General features: G+C 73.1%; 18 protein-coding genes and 1 pseudogene. 4 read left to right on the plus strand and 15 right to left on the minus strand.

What is annotated here, in order from left to right; translation table 11 throughout:
- Nucleotides 1-106 precede the first annotated feature (106 nt).
- A complete protein-coding gene (ribA, locus tag J2X68_RS14435) occupies nucleotides 107-766 on the minus strand; it encodes a GTP cyclohydrolase II (protein WP_310432915.1) in 660 nt (219 codons plus the stop codon).
- Nucleotides 767-804: 38 nt separating this feature from the next.
- Here ribA and J2X68_RS14440 point away from each other — a divergent pair, with 38 nt between their 5' ends.
- A complete protein-coding gene (locus tag J2X68_RS14440; protein WP_310432916.1) occupies nucleotides 805-1,653 on the plus strand; it encodes a creatininase family protein in 849 nt (282 codons plus the stop codon).
- Nucleotides 1,654-1,796: 143 nt separating this feature from the next.
- Here the strand turns inward: J2X68_RS14440 and J2X68_RS14445 are convergent.
- The 5 genes and pseudogenes from J2X68_RS14445 to J2X68_RS14465 all read right to left on the minus strand — a co-directional run.
- Nucleotides 1,797-2,813: pseudogene (locus J2X68_RS14445) on the minus strand (YbhN family protein); the annotation flags it as partial.
- Entirely contained in the window at nucleotides 2,813-3,877 is a 1,065-nt protein-coding gene (locus J2X68_RS14450) for a class I SAM-dependent methyltransferase (protein WP_310432917.1), read from the minus strand. The pseudogene J2X68_RS14445 and the gene J2X68_RS14450, both read right to left, overlap by 1 nt.
- Nucleotides 3,874-5,070: a glycosyltransferase family 4 protein gene (locus tag J2X68_RS14455; protein ID WP_310432918.1), complete on the minus strand. Its 1,197-nt coding sequence runs from the start codon at nucleotides 5,068-5,070 to the stop codon at nucleotides 3,874-3,876. Before J2X68_RS14455 ends, J2X68_RS14450 begins: the two co-directional genes overlap by 4 nt.
- Nucleotides 5,067-5,465: a 6-carboxytetrahydropterin synthase gene (locus J2X68_RS14460; RefSeq protein WP_020125703.1), complete on the minus strand. Its 399-nt coding sequence runs from the start codon at nucleotides 5,463-5,465 to the stop codon at nucleotides 5,067-5,069. Before J2X68_RS14460 ends, J2X68_RS14455 begins: the two co-directional genes overlap by 4 nt.
- Nucleotides 5,466-5,576: 111 nt before the next feature.
- On the minus strand, nucleotides 5,577-6,566 hold the full coding sequence (locus J2X68_RS14465; RefSeq protein WP_310432919.1) for a zinc-binding alcohol dehydrogenase: 990 nt from the start codon (nucleotides 6,564-6,566) through the stop codon (nucleotides 5,577-5,579).
- Nucleotides 6,567-6,674: 108 nt separating this feature from the next.
- Here J2X68_RS14465 and J2X68_RS14470 point away from each other — a divergent pair, with 108 nt between their 5' ends.
- Nucleotides 6,675-7,430 carry a CDP-alcohol phosphatidyltransferase family protein gene (locus tag J2X68_RS14470; protein ID WP_310432920.1) on the plus strand — a complete coding sequence of 252 codons (756 nt, stop codon included), beginning with the start codon at nucleotides 6,675-6,677 and terminating at the stop codon, nucleotides 7,428-7,430.
- Nucleotides 7,431-7,684: 254 nt separating this feature from the next.
- Here the strand turns inward: J2X68_RS14470 and J2X68_RS14475 are convergent, their stop codons facing one another.
- The 4 genes from J2X68_RS14475 to J2X68_RS14490 all read right to left on the minus strand — a co-directional run bounded on the left by J2X68_RS14475 (nucleotide 7,685) and on the right by J2X68_RS14490 (nucleotide 13,017).
- Nucleotides 7,685-8,914 (minus strand): MFS transporter, encoded by a 1,230-nt coding sequence (locus J2X68_RS14475; RefSeq protein WP_310432921.1) that lies wholly within the window; start codon nucleotides 8,912-8,914, stop codon nucleotides 7,685-7,687.
- Nucleotides 8,911-10,704, minus strand: coding sequence for an ABC transporter permease subunit (locus tag J2X68_RS14480; protein ID WP_310432922.1), 1,794 nt, complete (start codon nucleotides 10,702-10,704; stop codon nucleotides 8,911-8,913). The genes J2X68_RS14475 and J2X68_RS14480 overlap by 4 nt, the downstream gene beginning before the upstream one ends.
- Before the next feature lie 4 nt (nucleotides 10,705-10,708).
- Nucleotides 10,709-12,247, minus strand: a complete 1,539-nt coding sequence (locus J2X68_RS14485; RefSeq protein WP_310432923.1) for an ABC transporter substrate-binding protein — start codon at nucleotides 12,245-12,247, stop codon at nucleotides 10,709-10,711.
- Nucleotides 12,248-12,444: 197 nt separating this feature from the next.
- Entirely contained in the window at nucleotides 12,445-13,017 is a 573-nt protein-coding gene (locus tag J2X68_RS14490) for a GNAT family N-acetyltransferase (RefSeq protein WP_310432924.1), read from the minus strand.
- A gap of 126 nt (nucleotides 13,018-13,143) precedes the next feature.
- On the opposite strand from J2X68_RS14490, the gene J2X68_RS14495 reads away from it, so the two are divergent.
- Nucleotides 13,144-14,097, plus strand: coding sequence for an AAA family ATPase (locus J2X68_RS14495; RefSeq protein WP_310432925.1), 954 nt, complete (start codon nucleotides 13,144-13,146; stop codon nucleotides 14,095-14,097).
- 185 nt (nucleotides 14,098-14,282) lie between these two features.
- Nucleotides 14,283-14,675: an SCO5389 family protein gene (locus tag J2X68_RS14500; protein WP_310432926.1), complete on the plus strand. Its 393-nt coding sequence runs from the start codon at nucleotides 14,283-14,285 to the stop codon at nucleotides 14,673-14,675.
- A gap of 63 nt (nucleotides 14,676-14,738) precedes the next feature.
- Here J2X68_RS14500 and J2X68_RS14505 read toward each other — a convergent pair whose 3' ends face one another.
- The 5 genes from J2X68_RS14505 to J2X68_RS14525 form a co-directional block, all read right to left on the minus strand.
- The gene (locus J2X68_RS14505) at nucleotides 14,739-15,581 is read right to left on the minus strand and encodes an alpha/beta hydrolase (RefSeq protein WP_310432927.1); all 843 of its coding nucleotides are present in this window, start codon (nucleotides 15,579-15,581) and stop codon (nucleotides 14,739-14,741) included.
- A 171-nt stretch (nucleotides 15,582-15,752) separates the two neighbouring features.
- Entirely contained in the window at nucleotides 15,753-17,801 is a 2,049-nt protein-coding gene (locus tag J2X68_RS14510) for an Hsp70 family protein (protein ID WP_310432928.1), read from the minus strand.
- Nucleotides 17,798-18,043, minus strand: coding sequence for a hypothetical protein (locus tag J2X68_RS14515; protein ID WP_310432929.1), 246 nt, complete (start codon nucleotides 18,041-18,043; stop codon nucleotides 17,798-17,800). Before J2X68_RS14515 ends, J2X68_RS14510 begins: the two co-directional genes overlap by 4 nt.
- Nucleotides 18,044-18,372: 329 nt before the next feature.
- Nucleotides 18,373-20,112 carry a hypothetical protein gene (locus J2X68_RS14520; protein ID WP_310432930.1) on the minus strand — a complete coding sequence of 580 codons (1,740 nt, stop codon included), beginning with the start codon at nucleotides 20,110-20,112 and terminating at the stop codon, nucleotides 18,373-18,375.
- Nucleotides 20,113-20,203: 91 nt separating this feature from the next.
- Nucleotides 20,204-23,830, minus strand: coding sequence for an AAA family ATPase (locus J2X68_RS14525; protein WP_310432931.1), 3,627 nt, complete (start codon nucleotides 23,828-23,830; stop codon nucleotides 20,204-20,206).
- Nucleotides 23,831-23,883 lie beyond the last annotated feature (53 nt).

Genomic DNA, 23,883 nt, shown 5'->3' on the forward strand with positions numbered 1-23,883 from the left:
AGCGGCTCCTTGTCACGGCGGCCCCGGCCCGTACGCCGGGACCGGGGCTGTCGTACGCCGTGGCCGCCGTGATCCCTACCCGTCGGGGCGGCGGTCCCAAGCCCGATCAGGACCAGTGCGCCACCGCGTCCAGATGGGGCAGCCGGTGGTCCAGGCGCTCCCGCTTGGTGCGCAGGTAGGTGATGTTGTTCTCGCACGGCTCGATCAGCAGCGGGACCTCCTCGGCGACCCGGATGCCGTTGTCCACCAGCGCCTCGCGCTTGCGCGGGTTGTTCGACATCAGGCGGACGGAGTCGACGCCCAGGTCGCGCAGGATGTCGGCGGCCACCTTGTAGTCGCGGGCGTCGACCGGGAAGCCGAGCGCGACGTTGGCCTCGACGGTGTCCAGGCCCTCGGCCTGCAACGCCATCGCCCGCAGCTTGCCCAGCAGCCCGATGCCCCGGCCCTCGTGCCCGCGCAGATAGACGACGATCCCGCGGCCCTCGGCGACCACCGCCCGCAGCGCGGAGGCCAGCTGGTCGCCGCACTCGCAGTGCTGGGAGCCGAACGCGTCGCCGGTCAGGCATTCCGAGTGCAGCCGGGTCAGCACGTCCTCGGCGCCGATCTCCCCGTACACCAGGGCGACCTGCTCGTCGCCGCGGTCGTGGTCCATGTAACCGACCGCCTGGAATTTCCCGTACACGGTGGGCAGAGGGGCATTCACCACGCGTTCCACACCGGTGCGCTGCGGGGTCTTCGTGCCGAGTACGCCAATTTTTTCTGTCATGATCTGGTTCCTAAGCAGAGACGAAGGGCCGGGAAGAAATGAGTGGTTCGGAAATACGGTCGGCGGCGTACGGACTGGTGCCGACGGACACGTCCGAAGACGTGAAGACCCGGGGCGCCGGCGTTTCGACACAGGTGGCGGTCCTGCCCGTCGGAAGCTTTGAACAGCACGGACCGTACCTGCCGTTGGCCACCGACACACTGGTCGCGTGCGCCATCGCCCGGGAGATCGCCGGGGCGTACCCGGTGCACCTCCTCCCGCCGGTGACCATCGCCTGCTCGCACGAGCACGCGGCCTGGCCGGGAACCGTCAGCATCTCCTCCGTGACCCTTCACGCGGTGGTACGGGACATAGCGGCGTCGCTGCGCCGCTCGGGCGTCGAGGCCTTGGTGCTGGTCAACGGACACGGCGGGAACTACGTCCTGGGCAACGTCGTCCAGGAGTCCTCCGCCGAAGGTGAGCGGATGGCGCTCTTCCCGGCCCCGGAGGACTGGGAGGCGGCGCTGGAGCGGTCCGGGGTGTCGACCTCGCTGCTCACCGACATGCACGCCGGGGAGATCGAGACCTCGATCCTGCTGCACGCCCACCCCGAACTCGTCCGGCCCGGTCACGAGTCGGCCGATTTCGTCGCGGACGACCGCCGTCATCTGCTCACGCTGGGAATGTCCGCCTATACCGATTCGGGCGTCATCGGCCGTCCTTCCCTGGGGTCCGCGGAAAAGGGGAAGGAACTCCTGGCGAGCCTGGCGGATTCCTTCGGCGCGTATTTCTCCTTGCTCACCACGGGGACTCCGGCGGCGGCCTCGGGAACCGGGACCCGCACCGCCACGACCCGTGGGTCCGACGCCGGCGACGAGCCCGCAGCGGGTGCCGCGCCCTCGTCGTGACCCCGCTCGCCGGGCCGGGGGCCGGCCTCTTCGGCGGACCCGGCCCGCAGCCCCGCGTACCAGCGGGCGACCAGCACGACCGCACCCGGCAGCGCCGCCACGAAACTGAGCACCCCGTACACGACGGCGACCGCGAGGCCGGTGCTCGCGCCGAGCCCGGCGGCGCCGAACGCCCAGGCGGTGACGCCCTCGCGCGGGCCCCAGCCGCCGACGTTCAGCGGCAGGCCCATGGCGAGCAGGGCGAGGACGGCGATCGGCAGCAGTGCGAGGACGGAGGCGTCGGAGCCCACGACCCGCGCGGCGACGACGAACATCCCGAGGTGCCCGGCCAGGACGACCGCGGAGGACACCGCGACGCCCGGCCCGTTGCGCCGTGACAGCAGTCCCTCGCGCGCCTCGGCCAGTCCCGCGCGCAGCCGGCCGCCGCGCCGCGGCGCCGAGGAGTTCATGCGCACGGCGAGGACGACGGCGAGCGCGCCCACGCCGGCCAGCAGGACCAGCGGGGCGAAGTGCCGTACGTCCTGCATCACCGGGGAGGGCAGGGTCAGCAGGACCGTTACGCCTGCGACGGCCAGCACGAGTTGGCCCGCGGTCCGCTCCAGGACCACGGCCCGCACGCCCCGTCCGACGTCACCGGCGCTCTGCCCGTGCCGTACCGCGCGGTGCACGTCGCCCAGGACGCCGCCGGGCAGGGCCGCGTTGAGGAACAGGGCCCGGTAATAGTCGGCGACGGCCGCGCCGAGCGGCAGCCGGATGCGCAGTCCGCGGGCCACCAGCGCCCACCGCCAGGCGCTGAACACCGTGGTGAGCGCGCCGATCCCGAGCCCCGCCAGCAGGGTGGGCCCGTCGATGCGGCGCAGTCCGTCCATGAAGACACCGGTGCCCAGCCGCCACAGCAGTACGCCGAGGATGACGACTCCGGCGACCGTGCCGACGTGCGTGCGGACGGCCCGGCCGGTGAGCAGGGCGCGCAGCCGGGACGGCTTCTTCGTCCGCGGCCCGCTCACGACGGCACCGGTGCGCGCCTCGGACACGGCGGCGCCGGTGCGGGCCGCCGAGGGGCCGCGCGGGGGCCGGCGGGCGACCGCCGCCCTGGCTCCCTCGGCCCAACCGGTCTGCGGCGCGGCCGTCACCCGGGGGCTCACCGTCTCCGCGCTCATCAGACCCCGCCCGTCGGCCGGGCCAGTGCCAGCAGGTCGCTGTGGTGGACGGTGACGTCCAGCTCACCCGCCGCGCAGGCCGCCAGCCGGGCGGCCAGATAGGGCGCCCCGCGCTCGGCCAGCGCGGGGCGCTCCTCCACGGCCGCGCCGACCCAGCCGCGCAGCCACTGGGCGGTCAGGCTCGCGTTCTCGGGGCCGAGCCGCCACGGGCTCGGGTGCACCTTGACGGTCGCGCCGTGGGCGGCGAACGCCTCGCAGGCGACGGCGACCGAGTCGGGGCCGAGGAGACCGCCGCGCCGCTGGTGGTCGTTGAAGGCGGCGGCGATCTCGTCGTCCAGCGGGTCGGGCGCGCTGAATTCGACGCGCCCGGCGACCGAGAGCGTCAGCAGCGCCGGGCAGCCGGCGCCGGCACAGGCCGCGGCGAGCGTCTCGACCTCCTCGCGGGTGAGCACGTCGAGCAGCGCGGACGCGGTGACCAGCGAGGCGCCGAGCAGGGCGTCCGGGGTGAGGCGGGCGACGTCGCCGCGCCGCGTCTCGACGGTGACCCGGCTGCCGTCGGCGCCCGCCCGGGGCGAGGCGACGGCCGCGAAGTGCAGGAGGTAGGGGTCACGGTCGTGCAGGATCCAGTGCTGGGCGCCGTCCAGGCGGGGCGCGAGCCAGCGGCCCATCGAGCCGGTGCCGCACCCCAGGTCGTGGATGGCGAGGCCGCCGCGTCCGGGCAGGTTGGCGAGCCGGATGCGCAGCGGGTCCAGCAGCTCCATCGACCGGGCGGCGGCGTCGGCGGGCTCGCGCAGCTCCAGCCACTCGGGGGCGTAGCGGGGCTGCTCGTCCGGCCCGGCGTCGCGCAGCCGCACGGTCGGGCGCTCGCCGGTCCGGCTCACCGGCCCGGCGCCGGCGATCACGCCGAGCACCGCGTCGTCGGCGCCGGAACCCGCCGGGGCGGCGGAGCCGCCGTCGGGGATCAGGGAATCCACCACGGAACCAGCTTCCTTCCGGCCCGGCTGTGCCGGGATGCCGCCCACCCGTCGTGCCACGTCGGCCGGGGTCGCCGTCGTCTTCCTCATGCCGCCCTCCGGGGTTCGCCGGGAAGCCTGCCCAGGACGCCGGCCAGGCTCTGGGCGGTCGTCGCCCAGCCGTTCAGGGCCGCCCGGCGGCCGCGCGCGGCGGCCTTGAGACGACGTCGTACGTCGGCCTCGCCGAACCAGCCGCGCAGTTCGACCGCGAGGGCGGCCGGGTCCTCCGGCGGGACGAGGATGCCGGGGACGCCGCCGTCGGGGGCACGGCCGACCGCCTCGGGCAGCCCGCCGACGTCCGTCGCGAGGACGGGGATGCCGCGGGCGAGCGCCTCGGTGACGGCCATGCCGTACGTCTCCGCGTAGGAGGTGAGGACCATCAGGTCGGCGGAGGCGTAGGCGGCGTCGAGCTCGGCGCCGGCCTTCGGTCCCGCCAGCTCCAGCCGGTCCTGGAGGCCGTACCGGGCGATCAGGCCGCGCAGATGGGCGACGTACTCCGGGTCCTGCCCGAGTCCGCCCACGCACACGCAGCTCCACGGCAGGTCCCTCGCCGCGGCCAGCGCCTCCACCAGCCGGTGCTGGCCCTTGCGGGGGGTGACGGCGGCCACGCACAGCAGGCGTGACACGCCGTCGGTCCCGGAGGCGAGGGGGGCGATGTCGGCGCCGGGGGCGGCGGCGTGCACGCGCTCGGGGGCGAGACCGTGGTGGGAGACGAGGCGGCGCACCGCCCACTCGCTGGTCGCGACGACGGCCGGGACGGCCCGCAGCACGGCCCGCTCCCTGGCGTCGAGCTCCGCCGCCACCTCGGGCGCGAGGCCCCGCTCGTCGCCGAGCGGCAGGTGGACGAGGACGGCGAGCCGCAGCCGCTCCGCCTCGGGGACGATGATCTCCGGGACCCCGCAGGCCACGAGCCCGTCGAGGAGGACGACCGTGCCGTCCGGGAACTCCCGCAGCGTCCGCGCCAGTTCCGCGCGGGCGGCCGCCTCCGGGCGGGGCCACGCACCGGACACCTGGTGCTTGTGCACCTGCCAGCCGAAGCCGGGCAGATCCAGGCAGAGGCGCCGGTCGTAGGCGTTGCCGCCGCTCGGGTTCGCCGGGTCGTCGACGCCGCCCGGCATCACGAACTGTACGGAGCGCAGGGACATGGGGATGATCCCGCCGATCTTGGGGAGCGCGGCCTGCGCGGGCACGTAGGCCAGCGGGGCCGGGGGCACGGCCGCCTTCTCCAGAGTCACATCGGTCACAGGGCACGCTCGTAACTCGCCCAGGCGACGTGCGACTCGTGCAGGCTGACCGCGATGGCCGCGATACCCCGGGCTCCTTCGCCGAGCGCTCCCTTGTGGATGCGTTCCGCGAGCCGGTCCGCGACGACCTTGGCCAGGAACTCGGTCGAGGTGTTGACCCCGGCGAAGTCGGGCTCGTTGTCGAGATTGCGGTAGTTCAGCTCGCTGACCACGGCGCCGAGCTCCTGCGTGGCCAGCCCGATGTCGACGACGATGTTGTCGTCGTCCAGCTGCTCGCGGCGGAAAGTGGCGTCCACGAGGAACGTCGCTCCGTGCAGGCGCTGCGCGGGTCCGAAGACCTCGCCGCGGAAGCTGTGGGCGATCATGATGTGATCGCGGACGGTGACACTGAACAACGGACGACCCTCCAGGTGCGGCGCCTCTGCTCCCCCGGCCGTTGGCCGCCGGGGGATGCCGTGTAGTACGGCTCTTCGCTTCCCCTTGTTCAGCCCGATCTCACTCTTTTCTCAGGTCAGACCCTCTTGCCCGTACCTGACGCGGTGACACAGGGCCGGAATCTCGCCTGCCGCGAGCTTCGGCATCACCTCCGGCAGCTCCTCGAAAGCGCTGTCTCCGGTGACGAGGGCGTCGAGCGCCGGGTCGGCCAGCAGCTCCAGGGCGAGCGCGAGCCGGTCGGCGTACGTCCGGCCCGCGCGGCCGCCCGGGGAGACGGTGCCGACCTGGCTGCTGCGGATGACGAGCCGCCGCGAGTGGAAGGCCTCGCCGAGCGGGAGGGAGACCTTCCGGTCGCCGTACCAGCTCAGTTCGATGACGGTGCCCTCGGCGGACAGCAGCTCCAGGGAACGGGCGAGGCCCTGCTCGGTGGCGCTGGCGTGCACGACGAGGTCGAGCCCGTCACGGGCGTCCTCGGGGGCGGCGAAGTCGACGCCGAGCGCCTCGGCGACCTTCGCCCGCGCCGGGTCGGCGTCCACCAACTGCACGCGGACGCCGGGGAAACGGGCGAGCAGCGCCGCCACCGAGCAGCCGACCATGCCACCGCCGACCACCGCGATCCGGTCGCCGACCAGCGGCGCCGCGTCCCACAGCGCGTTGACGGCGGTCTCCACGGTGCCGGCGAGGACGGCCCGCGGCGCGGGCACCGGGTCCGGGACGACGGTCACCGCCGCCGCCGGGACGACGTACCGCGTCTGGTGCGGGTAGAGGCAGAAGACCGTGCGCCCGACGAGCGCCGCCGGCCCCTTCTCCACCACCCCGACGTTGAGGTAGCCGTACTTCACGGGCCCCGGGAAGTCGCCCTCCTGGAACGGCGCCCGCATCGCCGCGTGCTGGCTCCGGGGCACCCCGCCGCGGAAGACGAGGGTCTCCGTGCCGCGGCTGACGCCGGACCACAGCGAGCGCACCAGCACCTCGTCCTCGGCCGGGTCGGGAACGACGACCTCGCGGATCTCCCCCTCACCCGGAGAGCTGACCCAGAACGCACGAGCGGTGACAGACATCGGCATCCTCCTGAACGATCGGCAACCGGCCCACGTACCGAGGTGTGCACAGTCCGCGCACAGTACGCGGCACTGATCATCTTTGTCATCTGGCCGGAGGAATGTGCGGTGGCCCTGAACAACACTTACGACGCAAGGCTGGTCCAGCAGGAGACCGCTGTGGGAGCGGGCGTGCAGATCCTGTTGCTGGCTCTGCTCGGCTCGGCGATCGGCCTGGGGCCGGCGGGCTGGGTGACCGGTCTCGTCTTCGCCATCGCCACCTGGGCGGTGCTCTCCCGGGCGCTGCACCGCTCCAGTCTGCGCTCGTTCGGCCCGGCCAACCGGGTCACGCTCGGCCGGGCGACCCTGGTGGGCGGGGTGACCGCGCTGGTCGCGGACTCCTTCGAGAGCACGCCGCCGGTGACGCTGCTGGTCGGCCTGACGGCCGTGGCCCTGATCCTCGACGGCGTGGACGGCAAGGTGGCGCGTCGCACCGGCACCTCGACGGCGCTGGGCGCGCGCTTCGACATGGAGGTCGACGCGTTCCTGATCCTGGTGCTCAGCGTCTACGTCTCGATGGCGCTCGGACCGTGGGTCCTGCTGATCGGCGGCATGCGCTACGTGTTCGTCGCGGCGGCCCGTGTCGCCCCCTGGCTCAACGCCCCGCTCCCGCCGAGCACCGCCCGCAAGACGGTCGCCGCCCTCCAGGGCGTCCTGCTGCTGCTGGCGGGCGCGGACCTGCTGCCGTACGCGGCCAACTTCGCCGTCGTCCTGCTGGCGCTGGGCTCGCTGGTGTGGTCGTTCGGCCGGGACGTGCTGTGGCTGCGGCGCACCTCGCGGATCGCCGCGCAGGCTCCGGCGCCGAAGGTCCTGGAGCTCGTGTAACTCCCTCTCCCATGGGGCAGGGCCCGGACCGGTCGACGGTCCGGGCCCTGCCCCATGGGCTCCCGGCCCGGTCAGGACCCCGCCGACCGCGTCCGACGGACACGCCGGCCGCCGCTCCGGCGTTCACGCTCTGCCTGTTCCTGCACTCCCGGTTCGCACGCAGCCGCGTTCACGCGTCATGCGTTCACGGGTTCGCGGCCTCCCGAGTTCGCGTGCTCCCCGTTCACGTGCTTCCCGTACAGGCGCTCCCGTGTTCACGTCCGCCGGGGAAGGAGCGCGACGGCCGCGGCCGGTACGGCGGCCAGGAGGAGCCAGGGGACGGCCGGGGGCAGCCCGGCGTCCAGGAGGGCGCCGGTGGCCGCGCTGCCGAGCAGCACGATCAGCCCGGAGACCGAGGACAGCGCCCCGGTGTACAGGCCGAGCCGGCCCTCCTCGGCGAGGTCGGGCACCCGGGCGCGGGCGGCGGGCACGACGAGCATCTGACCGAGCGTGAGCAGCACGACGAAGACGGCCGCGGGCAGCAGCCCGGCCGTCCCGGTCCGTCCGGCGGGCCGGGCGGCGGCCACCACGGCGAACCCCGCGGTGACGAGCGCGAGCCCGCCCGTCATGGAGCGGCGCGGCCCGATCCGCTCCCCCGCCCACCGGGTGACCGGCAACTGGGCCACCACCACCAGCAGCGACGACAGCGCGAACAGCCAGGCCAGCGGCGCCTGCGAGGCGGCCGCCCGCTCCACCTCGGCGGGCAGGGCGAGGTAGAGCTGGTTGTAGGCGAGGAGACAGGCGCCGTACGCGCCGCACAGGGCGAGGAAGCGGCGGTTGCGGAGCAACGGGCCCAGCCCGCCGCGCACCTGGACCCAGGAACGGCCGGGGATGTGCTGGGGGAGCAGCCAGGCGTGCCCGGCGAGGACGAGGACGAAGACGCCGGCTCCGGCCAGACACACCGCGCGGAAGTCGACGGCCAGGAGCAGCGCGCCGAGCAGCGGCCCGACGAACGCCCCGGCCTGTCCGGCAACGGTGAACAGCGCGAGCACCCGGCTCCGCGGTCCGCCGCCCGACTCCTCGTGCACGACGGCCTGCCGCGCCACCTCGGACTCGACGGCGGGTGAGAACAGCGCGGCCGCGAACCCGATGAGCAGCACCGCCCCGACGACCGTCCAGGTCTGCCCGGCGTGGCCGAGCCAGCCGAACCCGGCGATGCGCAGGGCGCATCCGGCGAGGACGACGGGCCGGACGCCGTAGCGGTCGGTGAGCGCTCCGCCGACCACGAACATCCCCTGCTGGCTGAAGGTCCGCAGGCCCAGCACGAACCCGACGAGCCAGCCCGCCATACCGACCGCGTCGCCCAGATGCCCGGCGAGGAAGGGCAGGACGGCGAAGAAGCCGATGTTGAAGGCGAGTTGGGTCCAGATCAGCAGGCGCAGCAGGGGCGAGAGCGCGGGCGCCCCCTTCGCGCCGCGGCCCGGGGCGAGGCGGGTCGGCGTCATCCGGCTCCCGCCGACTCCGTTTTCCGGGAGGGCTGTTGGCCGCCGAGCGGGTCCGCCGTACGAGGTCGCCGCGGCCGGGGTCGTCGCGTACCGCCGGCCGCGGTCACCGCCAGTGCGCCGAGCAGGGCGAGGACGGCGGCGGGGGCGAGGACGGCCCAGGGGGCGCGCTCCGCGTAGGGCTGGTTCTCCGCGAGGAGCAGCCCCCATTCGGGGGACGGCGGCTGGGCGCCGAGGCCGAGGAAGCCGAGGGAGGCCAGGGCGAGGGCGATGCCGGGCAGCCGCAGGAGGGCGTGGCGGGCCACGGGCGGGAGGACGGCGGGCAGCAGCTCGCTCCGCAGCAGATACCCGGGGCCGGCGCCGAGGGCGCGGGTGGCGGTCAGATGCAGGGTGGCCCGCTCCTGCTCCAGCAGCGCGGAGGTGTGCGCGGCGAGCGGCGCCCAGGCCACGACGGCCACGGCGAGCACGGGCGTCATGGGCCCGCTGCCCCGGACCGCGGCGACGAGGAGGGCGGCGAGCACCGGCGGTACGGCGTTCACGGTGTCGACGAGCGGCCCCGACAACCGGGGGGCCAGCCCGAGCAGCACCCCGGCCGTCAGGGCGATCGCGCTGATGGCGAGGGCGAGCAGCAGGGTGCCGAGGGCGCCGTACGCGACCCGGGCGAGGACGTCGCGGCCCAGCGCGTCCGTGCCGAACGGGTGAGCGGTGGAGGGGGGCCGGAGGCGGGCCGCGGTGTCGAGGGCGAACGGATCGCGGGGCAGCCCGAGGGAGATGACGACGGTCAGCAGCAGACCGTATGCGAAAGGCAGGATCCTGCGGACCGGCGGCGACGGCCGGTGGAGTGTGTGCAGAGCGCCGTCGCGCAGCGCGGGGCCGATCAGCAGCCGGGCGCCCAGCCGGGCGCCGACGGTGGTGAGGGCCGCGAGGGCGACGAGGGCGAGGGTGCCGGCCTGGAGGACGGGCAGGTCCTGCGCGATGGCGGCCTGCAGGGTGGTCCGGCCGAGCCCGGGGATGTCGAAGATCTGCTCCACGGCGACGGATCCGCCGGTCAGCCCCACGACGAACAGCCCGAGGTTGGGCAGCAGTCCGGGCGCACAGCGGCGCACCGCCTTGCGGGCGACGCTCCGTCCGGACAGTCCGCGCGCGGCGGCGGCCACCGCCCAGGGCTCGGCGAAGGCGGCCGGCAACTGGTCGTCGAGAAGGCGCCCGAGCACCGCACCGGCGGGCAGCCCCAGGGCGAGCGCGGGCAGCACCGTCCACTGCGGGCCGTACCAGCCGAGAGCGGGCAGCCATCCCCACTGCACACCGACGACGGTGGCGAGCACGGAAGCGGTCAGGAACTCGGGCAGCGCTGCGAGCACGGCGGAACCGGAGCCGCCGCCGGGCCGGCCCTCCAGTCGCCGCCGGGCACCGAGGTACAGGGTGCGTGCGCACACTCCGGCGGCGGTGACCAGGGCGACCGTCAACGCCGCCGCCATCAGCAGCATCGACGCGCCGAGGGCATCGAGGACGCCGGGCAGAACATCGGCACCGGAGATCCACGACCGTCCTGCGTCCCCGCGCGTCAACCCGGCCAGCCACTGCCCGAGGAGACGCAACGGCCCAGCCTCCAGGCCTAGTTGGGCTCGCACGTCGGCGAGCACCGCGGGTGTGGCGTCACGGTCGGCGGACCGCGCCTTCAGCACGGTCAGCGCCGGGTCGGTGTGCGACAGCCAGGGCAGCAGCCCGACGCCGCACACCAGCAGCACGGCCAGCACGGCACGCCACAGCGGCGCGCCCAGCCTGCTCAGCATGCCGTCAGCGCCGGGTCCCGGCGCCGACCAGCGTGCGCTCGTACGGGTCGAGCAGCACACCGCTCACCTCGGCGCCGACGCCGGTGATGACGCGCTGATGGACCAGCGGGACGACGGCGTCGGTGCCGAGGATCGCGGCCTCGGCGGCCAGGGCGGCGTCCTGCCGCTCACCGGCGTCGGCCACCGTCTGCGCGGCGGCGACCGCCCGGTCGACGCCCCGGTCGCACAGCAGGGCGAGGTTGTAGCCGCCGTCGCAGGTGAAGTCACTGGCCAGCAGGGAGACGGGGTCGCCGGTGTCGAGGAGACTGTTGCGGGCACCGAGGAAGGCGTCGAACTTCCCCGCGAGCGCGTCGCTCTCCAGCCTCGAGTACTCACGCACCTCCAGCTTCACCTGGAAGCCGGCCTTCTCCAGCTGCTGCTTCAACACCTGTGCGGCTTCCGGAAGTTCGGGACGGTTGTCGTAGGTGGCGAGGGTGAGCGGGGCACCTCCGGGACTACCGGCCGCCGCCCGCCCGGCGGGCGGGACGCGCTTGCCCGCGGCCCAGGTGACGGCGGGGCCGTAGAGGCCGGCGCCGGCATCCGCGTGGCCCTCGTAGACGCCTTCGGCGAGGGCGGAGGCGTCGACGGCCGCGCGCGCGGCAGCCCGCAGGGCCGGGTCCTTGAAGACGCCCGACCTCGCGTTGAGAAGCAGGCTGGTGGTGCGGGTCGTGGCGGTCTCGCGGCGGGTGCCCGCGTCGAGGGTGGCGGCCTGGGCGACGGGTATCGCCTCGGCGAGGTCGACCTGTCCGGTGCGCAGGGCGTTGGCCCGGGCGGTGCCGTCGGCGATGAAGCGCACCTCGACGCCGGAGGCCTGGGCCCGGCCGCCCCAGTAGTCGTCGAAGCGGTCGAGACGGGCGGCGGTGGCGCCGGTGACCTCGGTGAGCGCGAAGGGCCCGGTGCCGGTGCCCACCGGATCGACGGCGCCCTCCTTCCCGTAGGCCTTCGGGGCGAGGACGGCGAGGCCGGGACTCGACAGGCGCAGGGGCAGGACGGGGTCGGGGGCGGCGGCGGTGACGCGTACGCCGGTGTCGCCCTCCGCCTTCGCCGTGAGGGTGACGCCGGAGAGCGCGGCCGGGACCGGCCGGGCCTCGGTGGCGTGCGTCAGGGAGGCGGCGACGGCGGTGGGCGTGACCTCCGTGCCGTCCTGGAAAGCGGCCTCGCGCAGGGTGAACAGCCAGGTGCGGTCGTCCACCCGGCGCCAGGAGGCGGCGAGTGCGGGGGCGGCGGCGCCGTTGGCGTCGAGGGTGGTCAGTCCCTCGGTGACCCCGAGACGGCTGAGGATCGTCGCGTCGGCGCCGTGGGGGGAGAGGTTCTCGGCGGGCGGGAAGGCGAGGGCGACGCGCAGCCGGGAACCCTCGGCGGCGGCGGAGCCCGCGCCGCCGTCGCCACCGGAGGACGCGAAGCATCCGGCGAGCAGCGGGGCGAGGAGGACCGCGGCGAGAAGCCGAGGAGGGCGAGGACGGCGGGGACGGCGGGGCGGACGGGGACGGCGGGGGAAGCGCATGGGGTTACCGGCCTGTGGGACGAGGGCGGGACAACGAAGAGCAGGAGACAGAGCAGGAGACAGAGGAGAAGACAGAGGAGGAGGCCGCGGGGGCTGCGGCGGGGACGGAAAGGGCTGACGGGGAGGGCGAGGCGGAGGAGGCGGCGGGGAGGAGCACGCCGAAGCGCACGCGGCGGGGGCGTCCAGGGGGCGCCGAGTCAGGCGCCGAGCGGGACGCCGAGGGGGGTGTCGAGAGGGACGCCGAGGGGGATGTCGAAGTGCACGATGCCCTGACCGCAGGTCACTCCGTCCCGCTCGTCGTGCACGACGGTGCCGAGAGACCGCCAGAACCCCTCGGCTCCCTCCACGGCCGGGTCCGTGTGCAGATAGACGGCCCGGTAGCCGCCGTCCGCGGCCGCGAAGGCGAGGAGTTCGGCGACCAGCCGCCGGGCGAGACCGCGCCGGCGGTGCTCGCGGCGCACGTAGACGCGGCGCAGCTGCGCAGTCGTGCCGGAGGGGTAGCGCTCGGCGACATGGCGCGGGTTCGGCGGGTGCGCGGGACCCCGGGAGTCCAGGGCCGCGGTGGCGACGACCTCGCCGCCCTCGCCGTCGAGCGCGACCAGGAGAGCGTGGCGGGCCGGGACGAGGTAGGCGGCGACGGGATCGATGATGTCGCCGTGCCAGCGGGGCACGTAGCCGGTACCGAAATCGCGGTAGACGGTGTCGAGCATGACGGCTCGGGCGCCGTCGAGGTCCTCGGGGCCCGCGGGCCTGATGCAGTAGTCACGCACTTGCGCATCATATGCAGTAAGCAGAGCAAGTTGATCACTCGACCACCCCTTCCGGATTTGACAGAGATCACGGTGCGCCCCTAAATCTAGCCACATGACATTCATTTTCAACAAGGGGGTGCTGTGATGCGCGTCGCGTTCGTAGGGAAGGGCGGCAGCGGCAAGACGACGCTGTCGGCCCTGTTCGCCCGGCAGTTGGCGCTGTCCGGCGCACGGGTGCTGGCCGTGGACGGCGACATCAACCAGCATCTGGCCGAGGCCCTGGACCCCACGGCGGGCGCGGCGCCCTTCACGGCGCCGCCCCTGGCCGCGCATCTGGGCGACATCAAGGACCTGCTGCGCGGCACCAACACGCGGATCGCCTCCCGCGAGGCGATGGTCAAGACGACGCCGCCGGGCCGCGGCTCCCGGCTGCTGAGCCTCCTGGGCGACGACGAACTGCACACGCGTCACGTCCAGCGGGTCGGCGGCGTGCCGCTGATGGTGACGGGCGAGTTCGACGAGAGCGACCTGGGGGTGGCCTGCTACCACTCCAAACTGGGCGCGGTGGAGCTGTATCTGAATCACCTGGTGGACGGGCCGGACGACTACCTGGTGATGGACATGACCGCCGGAGCGGACGCCTTCGCCTCCGGCCTCTTCACCCGCTTCGACATGACGTTCCTGGTGGCCGAACCCACCCGCAAGAGCGTCTCCGTCTACCGCCAGTACCGCGACCACGCCCGCGAGTTCGGCATCCCCCTCGCCGTGGTCGGCAACAAGGTGACCGGCGAGGACGACCTGCTCTTCCTCAAGGAGGAGGTGGGCGACGACCTCCTCACCCACCTCGCCCTCTCCCCCTGGGTCCGCTCCGCCGAACGGGGCATTCCACAGGGCGAGTTGGAGGACGCCAACCGCCACGCCCTCACCCTCCTGCGCGAGACGGTCGACGCCCGCGAGCGGAACTGGCCCGCCCTCCACCGCCACGCCGTGGAGATCCACCTCCGCAACGCCCGCGCCTGGGCCGACGCGGCGACCGGCCAGGACCTGGCCGCCCAGGTGGACCCGGAGTTCGTCCCGGGGCCAGCGGCACCGCACTGACCTTCCCCGCGGCCGGCCCGGCGACTCCGTGCCGACCTGCCCCGCGCCGCCTCGCCCCCGCCGTATCACCCCGCCTCGCCCGGGCCCGGAAAGACCCCGAGCACGTCGAGGCGGGCGCGGCCCCGCCCTCGCCCCCTCATCCCGCTCCCCCCGTACCCCGCACCCCCCGAAGGAACAGGACACCCATGTCTCTCGACGTCTCCCCCGAGCTCCTTACCGCGGCCGAGGCCGGCGACATCCGCGAGGAGGACTTCGTGGACACCGTCCGCACGTCCCTCCCCTACGCCTACGGCCTCATCGCCTCCCTCGCCGCCGAACTGCACGCCGGCACGGTCGAGTTCACCGACAACCAGACCCCTCCCGCGTCCGAGCAGGAACGCGGCCAGCTCCTGCGCGCCCTCGCCAGCGACGCCATCCGCGGCAGCCTGGAACGCCACTTCGGCGTGACCCTGGCCTTCCAGAACTGCCACCGGGTGGCGGCCTTCCGCCCGGCGGCACGGGACGGGGCGACGCACACGCGTTTCACGTCGACGCGGGCGCAGGTGCTGAACCAGTCGGCGGAGCTGCGGGACTGCTGACCCACGCCGGCTGCCACACACACCCGACGGGCCGACCCACCGCACAGCGACCGGGTCGGCCCGTCAGCGGTCCGTGAACCCCCTCACGAGCGAGACGAACCGAACGGCGTCGTCCCGCCAGGGAAAGTGGCTCGCTCCCGGCTGCACGACGAGCTCCGCTTTCGGGAACAGTTCCGCGAACTCCCGCATCACGCGCGGCGGAGCCGCCAGGTCCGCCTCCCCCGCCAGGAGCAGGACCGGCGACGGGAAGGCCGCCAGCGCCTCACGGGTGGCGGCCGGGGAGAAGGCGCCCTCGGCCGTGTACACGGCCGCCGCCTCGTGGTTCTTCGCCCGCTCGCCCGCCTCGTCGAAGGCTCGGGCCGTCTCGTCCCAGCGGGCGTGCCAGAAGGGGGCGACGGCGTTCCAGGAATCGGCCGTGGCCCGCCCGGCGGTAACCGCTTCCAGCGCCGCGTACGCGGGAGCGAACCAGGGCTCGTCCCGACGCAGGCGGGCCGTGGCGAGGCGGTCCTCGGCGGTGATCCGGAGGCCGACGGCGTAGACGCTGGGGGTGATGAGCAGGAGGCGGGCCACGCGGTCGGGGTGGCGAGCGGCGTAGAGCACCGCGAGGTTGGCTCCGCCGGAATGGGCGAGCAGGTCCATACGATCGAGGCCGAGGTGCTCACGCAGTGCCTCGACGTCGTCGACCTGACGATCGCATCGGTACGACGACGTGTCCCGCGGAACCGCCGACTCCCCGGTGCCCCGCGGGTCCGGCCCGACCAGCCGGTGGTGAGCCGTGAGCCCGCCCAGGTCGCCCAGATAGGCGGCGGACTGCATGGGCCCGCCGGGCAGACAGACCAGCGGCGGACCGTCCCCCGACGCGTGGTGGGCGAGGCGGGTTCCGTCGTGGGCGGTGAAGGTGACCATGCGGCTGAGCGTTTCAGGGCGGTGAGCGCGGGACAAGCGGTTTCCGCACCGGCGGCCTGCCCCCGTTCGACGCCATGTGCTCGAGTACATGCTGCTGCGGGGCCACGCATCCCGTGGTGCGCAGCCCCGTGGGTCGGGCGCTCTTCGGTGACAGGTTGTCGGCTGCGGCGCTCAGCTCCTCACGGCGGGCGGAACACAGGTGCGCGGGGTGAAGATCCAGACCCCCTTGGCGTACGTGGCTCCGAGGACTCGTCCGCTCTCACGCAACCACGGGTGACGGCTCTGCAGCTCGACGTAGTTGTCGTTGGTCACTGCCACCGCACCCGATTCGTCCGCGATGGCCACGACCAGTGCGTCGCCCTTTCCTTCCGTCCCCGCCGGCGGCTGGAGGATGTCTCCCTTGCTCAGGGCGGCGACCACGGCCGCCTTCTCCTCCTCGGCCACCTTGTGCCGGAAGGTGGCGTCGACGACGACGTGGATGTCCGCCCCGGGGAACTTCTTGGCAAGCGCTGTGCGAGCGTCCAGCAGTTGGGCGAAACTCGGCCGGTCCCCTTCCTCGTACACGCCGGGTCGGCTCGGCGCATGGCCGATCCAGGCGAGGTTGGAGCCGTCGACCACCAGCGTGTGGACGTCGTCGTCCTTCTCCGCTCCACCGACCTGGGAAGACGAAGCAGCGGGACGGGCCCCGTTCTCGCCTCCCTTGCCCCGTAGCAACGGCGAGGAGGCGGGGGTCGCCGTCAGCAGGTCGTCGAGTTCCTTGCGCACCTCCGGGGTCGCCCCACCGGAGCCGAAGCTCTTCACCTCCTCGTCGACCACGACCTCGCCCGTGTGTTCCAGGGTGGCCTTCACATGCAGCAGGCCGTCGGAGTCGTAGGTGTACTCCAGGTCGAAACGTGACTCCTCCCGTACCCGGGGTGTGGGGTAGTTCAGGGTCAACTCGGTGAGCTGGACGTTGTCGGAGTCGGAGAGCTCCTTGTCGGGATCGCCCTCCCAGATCTCCACGGTGAGCTTGCGCTCGTGGTCGCGCTTGGGGGTGTAGCTCTTGCGCTCGCTCCACGGCAGCGGCGAGTTGCGGGGAATGATCTCGCTGAACCTTCTTCGCCCGTCGGCCGCCTTGACGACGGTCCCCAGTGCGTGGCTGTTGGCGACCTGGATGACACCGGGCGTCTCCTTGGCCAGCACGGCTGCCGCGATCGAGGCACCGCGGGCCACGGCTGTCATCGGATCGCACAACTGGGTCGGCACCGGGTCCATCTGCAGGGCCTCGGCGACCGCCGCCCGTACGCTCGGGATCTGGCTGGTGCCGCCGATCATGAGAACGTCGTCCACGTCGAGCGGCGCCATATGAAGATCCCGCAGGCACTCCTCGACCGGGGCCAGGGCTCGGTCGACGAGATCGGTGATCGACTCCTCCAGTTCCTCCTGGAAGATCTCCACCTCCTTGTCGTCCGGCGTCCTGATCCGCACGGAGGGGAGCGAGGACAAAAGGATCTTGCTCCGCTCGATGTCGAGCCGGAACTGACGCTCCTGGGCGGGAGCCCACTGCCGCCGTGCCGGGGCCCTGTCCAGGACGAGCCTCCTGAGCCGTCGGTCGATCTCGAGCCCGCCGAGTTCCGTCACACCGCGCGAGGCTCGCTCCTCGAAGAACCCGTCCTCGTAGTCGAGGACCGTGACGTCGATGGTTCCGCCGCCCCAGTCGAACACCAGGATCTGGGCGTCCTCGCGCATGTCGTGGACGTAGGAGATGGCAGCGGCGGTCGGCTCGTTGAGAAGTGCCTGCACGTCGATGCCGGCGAACCGGGCCGCCGCACGGGTGCGGTACCGAGCCGCTCCTGTGGCGTTCGCGGGGACGGTGATGACGGCCCGGTCGATTTCGGTGAGGTTGTGGCGCGCGCCGTCTCTCATGGCGGTGAACACGCCTGCGGCCGCAGTGGTGGCGGCGAAGCGCCGTCCTTGCACATTCACGTATTCATCGCTCTTGAGGAGCCGCTTGCAGGCCTCTGCGGCTTCTTCCGACCGCAGCTTCGCCTCCCATCCGAAGAGCGGGCCGCTGCGCAGCGAACTCATGCCGACGACCGACGGAAAGAGGAACTCGAAACCCGGCCGCCGCCAGTCGGCGTCGAGGTGGTGTGCGTCGAGCGGCAGCACCTCCACGTCGTCGCCCTGCCACTGCGCCACCACGGAGTTGGTGGTGCCGAAGTCGATACCGGTGGCCGTCACGGCTGGTCCTCCTTCGTCGCGGCGTCCTGCGTTCCGGTGCCGTCGGCGGGCTGGGTGTGCCGGCGGGGCACCCGGCGCAGCTGGCCGGACAGGATGACCTTGCTGGTCGCCTGGTCGATGTATGCGGGCCGCACGACCTCGAACTCCTCTCCCTCACCCTCGACGACGACGAAGTGTTCGCGTTCGTCAGGAGACTCGACGACTCGGACGCCGAGTCCGAGAAGTGCTTTGCGGACTGACACTTGCCACTTGAGTGTGCTCATCCGATTGCCGGACCCACGCGCCTCAAGGTCACACTCCACGAGACGCGCCAGATGTTCTTCTCGAGTCCTGAACGCCTCGAGTACGCCCTGCCTCAAAGCAGCCAGGATTTCACCCTGCTTAGGCCTGCTCTCGATAGGAACGCTCTCCAAGAGCGCCTGCGCACTCTCCGTGAAGCGCTTCAGCACATCAGCCGGGTTCAGCAGTTCGTGAGGTCGATAGGTATGTAGTTCAGGATCGATGGACCTGCCTCTCTCGCCCCGCCGGCGGTTCGGGGAGTCAGGCTGGTTGATCCAATTCCGGGGCTTACTCAATTCGTGGTCCTGTGCTGGTGGTCCGGGCGCCGGGGCGCGTTGAGAAGGGTGGGGAGGAGATCGGCCAGTGCGCGACGCCGCACCGCGGCGACGTCGTCGGGATCGAGAGGTGCCGTCCGCCGCGGGAGCGGCTCGACCGGTGGCACGAGGGTGACGGGCAGGTCATCGGGAAGGCGGAACACATCAGCGTCCAGGGGCAGCACGAAGAAGTCCGACAAATCCTCCTCCTGCTCCGCCTGTTGAATGCGGCGCATGGCGCGGTTCAGCCGGGCGGCCTCCTCCCGGTCGTCCGCGAACTCCCGCCGCAGATCGCGGTACCGCTGTTTCCAGAACGGGGACTGATGGGGCAGTCCCAGCTCCAGATAGGGGTTGGACGGATGGGGCCGGTCGTTGCGCGCCCGGGTGCGCCGTCTTTCGAGAAGGTCTCGGTTGTGTGCCGTCTCGGGACTGTCCTCCCCGATCTGACCGAGGGCGGCGAGCGCCCCGTCGAGGTTCTCGTCCAGAAGTGCCAGGTAGGCGGACATGTTCCAGACCTCCGCCTCCTGCGCCGGATCCCCTTGGTCGTGCTCGACGAGGAGTTCCACCTGGGCACGCGCCCTCCTGAGGTCACCGGCGCAGAGGGAGTCGTAGGCATGTCGCAGAGCCGACAGCGCGTGGAAGGTGCTGCGCCGGGGGTTCACGGCGGCCTTCGGCTCCCACAGCGCCGCCATCAGTCGCCATAGTCCGCGGTCGGCCAGGATGTCCGCGGGCCAGTTGCCGGTGAGGGCGCCGTCCCGGATCTGACGCAGTCTCAACACCAGGTAACGGGGCAGGAGGTACTCCAGCCCCTTGATGGCGCCGGCATCACCTTCCGCGGCCCGTTCGAGCAGACCGTAGACGTCGTCGTCCGTTTCGTCGCCGTTCTCGTCCGCGAGGTCGGCCGCTTCCTCGTCCACCGCGTCGACGTGTTCACCGTCGAGGAAGCGCCGGCGCCGCAGATACTCCTGCCAGCCGAGGGTCTCGGCCGTCTCCGGGTCCACCTGTTCCGGGGCGAGTCTGGCCCGCAGGTAGTCCCGTTCCCGTACGTCGGGCCGGGCCCTCCAGGGCTCGCCCTCCTTCGTGACGACGCCGGCGTCGATCAGGTCGTCGACGATGCCGACCGGCGCCCACGGCAGGATCCGGTCGCACACCGTGGGTGACAGTCCGGCTAGACCGTCATGGCGGAGGGCGTACTGCGCGGCGAAGGCACCCGACGCGTCCTCCGTGGGGGTGGGTCGCATCTCCCGTGACACCGAGGTCGGTTCGGAGCCCATGAGGTGTTCGAGCCGGGTCTGGCCCTGCGGCGTCAGCCAAGGCAGCCCGGCCTCGTGGACGACGGTCATGGCGGTCACGACGTCGTGCGGGTCGCCGTGTCCGAGCAGAGCCCGTACGGCGGAGGGCAACTGGGAGACCGGGTCGCCTTCGAGGCACCGGGCCAGCACCTGCAGCGCCCAGTCGGGCGCGGTCGCGTCACCGGAGCGGGTGTCGCGCAGGTCGGTGAGAAGCCGTTCCACTCGTCGCACCGCGTCGGCGCCGAACACACCCGCCCTGCGCCATCGGCGCAGGGCGAACCCGTCCAGGCCCGCCGTTTGCGGTCCGCCCGCGTCCGGCCGCAGTCGGCGTGCCCGCCGTTGCTCGCGCCACGCCTCGACCAGGTCGGCCCGCTGCGTGGGCGCACTCGGCCCGAGGCCCGTCGCGGGTCTGTCGTCATTCACCATCTGTTCCCACATCGCTCATGCGGCCCCTGACCCGTCGACCGTTGGATAGTCGCCCATCCGTCCGGGCTCTGTACCCCCCGCCTCGACCGGCTCAGAGCGTGCCGCTCTCGTCCGGCTCCTCCGGCCGGATCCGTGCCGCGGCGGGTCCTGCCCACCCCGAGCCGTCCCGCCAGGCCAGACCGACGCTGAACGCCCGGTCGGCGGTGCCGGCGGCCCAGGCCTGAGCCGGTGGCGCCGGGAGTACGACGACCAGGTACTCGGCAGGCCCGTCGGGGTGCAGGCAGGAGGCTTCCAGCAGGTGGAGGGCGGCCTCGCGGATCCGCTCGTACTCCGCGGGATCTTCGGCCAGCACCTCGAAGAGGGTGGTGCCGTCGGGGCCGTGCGTCCACGCGTCGGCGTAGGCGCTGTCGCCCACTTCGTCGAAGCAGTCGTAGAGATCGGCCAGCAGCCGGTGCCGCAAGCCTTCGTGGGCGCGGTGCGAACGAGCCAGGCGCTCGCGTTCGGCGACCGTGCCGGCCAGGTCGGGTCCTCCCGCCGGTGCCGTGACGGCGCCCGGCGCGTCGCCGTCGGTGGTGGTCGTCGACATGTGGTCCCTTTCGTGGGGAACTTCGCCCCGTCCTGTCGGTTCGCCCTCGTGTGCGGGTTGTTCGTCGTGTGCGGGTTGTTCGTCGGCCGGCCGTGCCTCGAACCCGCGGTAGATCTCCGTCGCGGTCCGGCGGACCGTCGTCAGGACACGTCCGTCGGACCGCAGCCACCACTGGCCGTGTTCGCCTTCGACGACCGGGCGCTCCCCCACCCATTCGACGCGGCCGCTCTCCAGGTCGGCAGCGAGGGCCTCCCTGAGCCGCCGGACGAACTCCTCGTCCGCCGAGTGCGCGCACTGGGCGAGACGCTCGAACGTGATGCAGGCCCGAGCGGTGACGTGCAGGTCCGCGACGCTCAGGCCGCGGACGGCGGTGACGTCGGGCAGACGGGGGCCCGCGTCGGCCTCCGGCGCGGTGAGCGCGGATCGCCGTGCGCCGCGCGCCTGATGTCCGACGCGAGAGGGCACTCCCGCCGCCACCTGTGCGAAGCTGCGCTCGGGATGACCCGTCAGGTACGCGGTCACGGCGCGCGCCCGCGCGTCCAGCACCAGCCGGTAGCCCTCCAGGTCCAGGAGCCATCCGTTCTCGGTGCGCCGGTGGCGCCCTCCGGCCAGGAACGGGGCGAGCATCGCGTGGAGTTCGACTGCGGCCTCACCGAGACTGCCCCGATGCCGCACCACGAAGGCTCCGCACGCGGCCGACGTGATGCGGATCTCGGAGACACGTTCCGGTGGCAGTTCCAGTCGCGCCTCGGTCACACCGTCCTCGGGGACCCCGAGGTAGCTCCTGCCCAGGGACGCGGGCTGCGCGGTCCGGAAGCCGCCGCAGCCCGGTTTCCGGCACCATCCGTCCGGCTGCCGCGTCTCGTGGTCGCATCTGGACCCGTCCGCCCGGTAGCGGGTGCACAGCCCGGACCCACCGTGCGGGCTCTTCCTGCGGCCCACCTGGGCCATGAACTGTCTCGGAGTCGGCACGGGGTTTCCCGGCCCTCCGATCCACCGGGGCAGCGGGCGCTGGTGCACCACCGTCAGGGACTGGGTACAGCGGGTCAGCGCCACGTACAGGTGTCGCGGCCCGGTCACGTCGTCCGCGGCGATCGCCGCGGGTTCGACCGCGACGACATGGTCGAATTCGAGGCCTTTGACTTCCTCGGCGGTGAGCACCGCGACGGTCTCGGGATCGGGGACGGCCGCGACCACCGCCTCTTTCCAGCGTGCAGCCTGCGGGACGATCACCGCGGTCGTACGGCCGGCCGCGGCGCCGTCCGGCCCGGAGGCGAGGGCGACCGCGTGCTCGGCGGCCCGCTGTGCCGGGTTGCCGTCCTGGACGACGGCCACGGCGGCACCCGTCCGCCGCACGGAGTCGGGCACGCCGACGCCGGGGGCGCAGTGCGTGCCGAGCGGGCGCACGTAGTCCATGACCTCGCCGGGCACGCGGAACCCGGTCAGCAGTTCGGTCACCCGCCAGCCGTCACGGCCGGTGAGCGTCGTCCCGATCTCCTCCCAGTCCCGGTAGGGAAAGGGGCCGGTGGCCTGGGCGAGATCTCCGAGGACGGTCATGGACCCGCCGGGGCATCGACGGGCGAGGGCTCGCGCCTGCATGGGTGTGAGGTCCTGCGCCTCGTCGACCACCACATGCCCGTACGTCCGCTCGGGGCGCCCCGACAGCAGGAACTCCAGTTCATCGAGGAGGACGAGGTCTTCGAGACTCGGCTCGGCCCCGAACCGCGGGGGTGCGGATCGTGTGCGGCTCGCCTGGTGGGCGACGAGGCCGGCCTGTTCCCCGGGAGTGAGGACGCCGTCGGCGGCGGCGGCCAGCACGGCGGCGCCGGACAGCAGGCGGCGCAGTACGTCGCGTGCCGAGAGCTCGGGTGCGATGCGCCGCATGAGACGGCTGACGGGACGCAGCTGCCGGATGATCTCGAAGTAGTCGCTGTCGGCGGGGCCGGGCAGCAGCCCGACGTAGGCCTGGGTGAGATGCTGCGCGATCCGCCGGAAGCAGCCCTCTCGGCGCACCTCGTAGGGGCCGTCTCCGCGGAGCGTGGCGGCCGCGATGTCGGCGAGTTCCACGACGGGCACCTCGACCTCGCGACGCCGGAGCTCGAAGGAGAACACCGGTCCGCCGACGAGCGCCTCGAGCCGCTCGGCCGTGTCGGTGGTGAGGTTGTCGACGGCGCGCCGCAGGACACGGCTCATCCGCGCGTCGGCCTTGACGACGGCGACGTCGCGCGGATCGCGGTCGGCGGCGCCGCCCGACCACAGCGCGGGCAGGTCGAGCATGGTCACACCGTGGGAGCCGAGTTCCACGAGGGCACTCGCCGCGTACCGCAGAAGTCCGCGGTTGGGCCCGAGCACCAGAACGTCGTCGGCGGTCATGTGCCGGTTGTCGAGGAGCCAGCTCACCCGATGCAGCCCTACGGCCGTCTTGCCGGTGCCGGGTCCGCCCTGGACGACGAGCACCCCGCCGGGCCGCTCCGTCACGAGCAGGAGCTGATCACGCTGGATCGTCTCGACGATGTCGTGCATCGCGCCGTCGCGTCCGCGATCGAGTTCGTCGAGCAGCGGATCATTCCACTCGGGCTCGGCGAGCTGCCCCACGGCCTCTTCGGTCCCGTCGGATTCGTCGGGCTCGTGCAACGCCTCGGGTTGCTGAACCGCGTCGGGCTCGCTCGGCCGACGGGCGTCCCGGAGCCCCTGGGACCCTCGCCCGCTCTCGCTTGCGCGGACGTCGGCACCGTCCCGACCGTGCAGGTCGAAGTAACGCCTGACGACGCGCTCGTCACAGACGATCTGGCGCAACAGCCGCACCCCGCCCGGCTCCTGCTCGCTGGTCAGTCTCCACTGGACGGCGGCCGGGGCGCTCCAGGAGATGACGGCCGGGTTGCGCCCCGCGTCGAACACCGCGCGGCGGCCGATGTAGAACGTCTCGGCGCCGGCCCCTTCGTCGACGTCGGCCCTCATGAACACGAGGGAGTTCCTGCCGAGGTCGAGGCTGTCGAGCTCGCGCCGCCAGGCACGGTTGACGTCGATGGCGTCCTTGCCGCTGGCGGAGGCCGCCACCTCCTTGAGCTCGACGGCCTCACGCCGGGTGTTTTCGAGGCAGCGGTAGGCGTGGTCGACGGCCCGCTGTTCCATGGCAAGGACATCCGCCCGACGTGCACGCTTCGCCATGCTGCCCGATCTGCCCT

This window comes from Streptomyces sp. 3330, assembly GCF_031456635.1.
Taxonomy (GTDB): domain Bacteria; phylum Actinomycetota; class Actinomycetes; order Streptomycetales; family Streptomycetaceae; genus Streptomyces.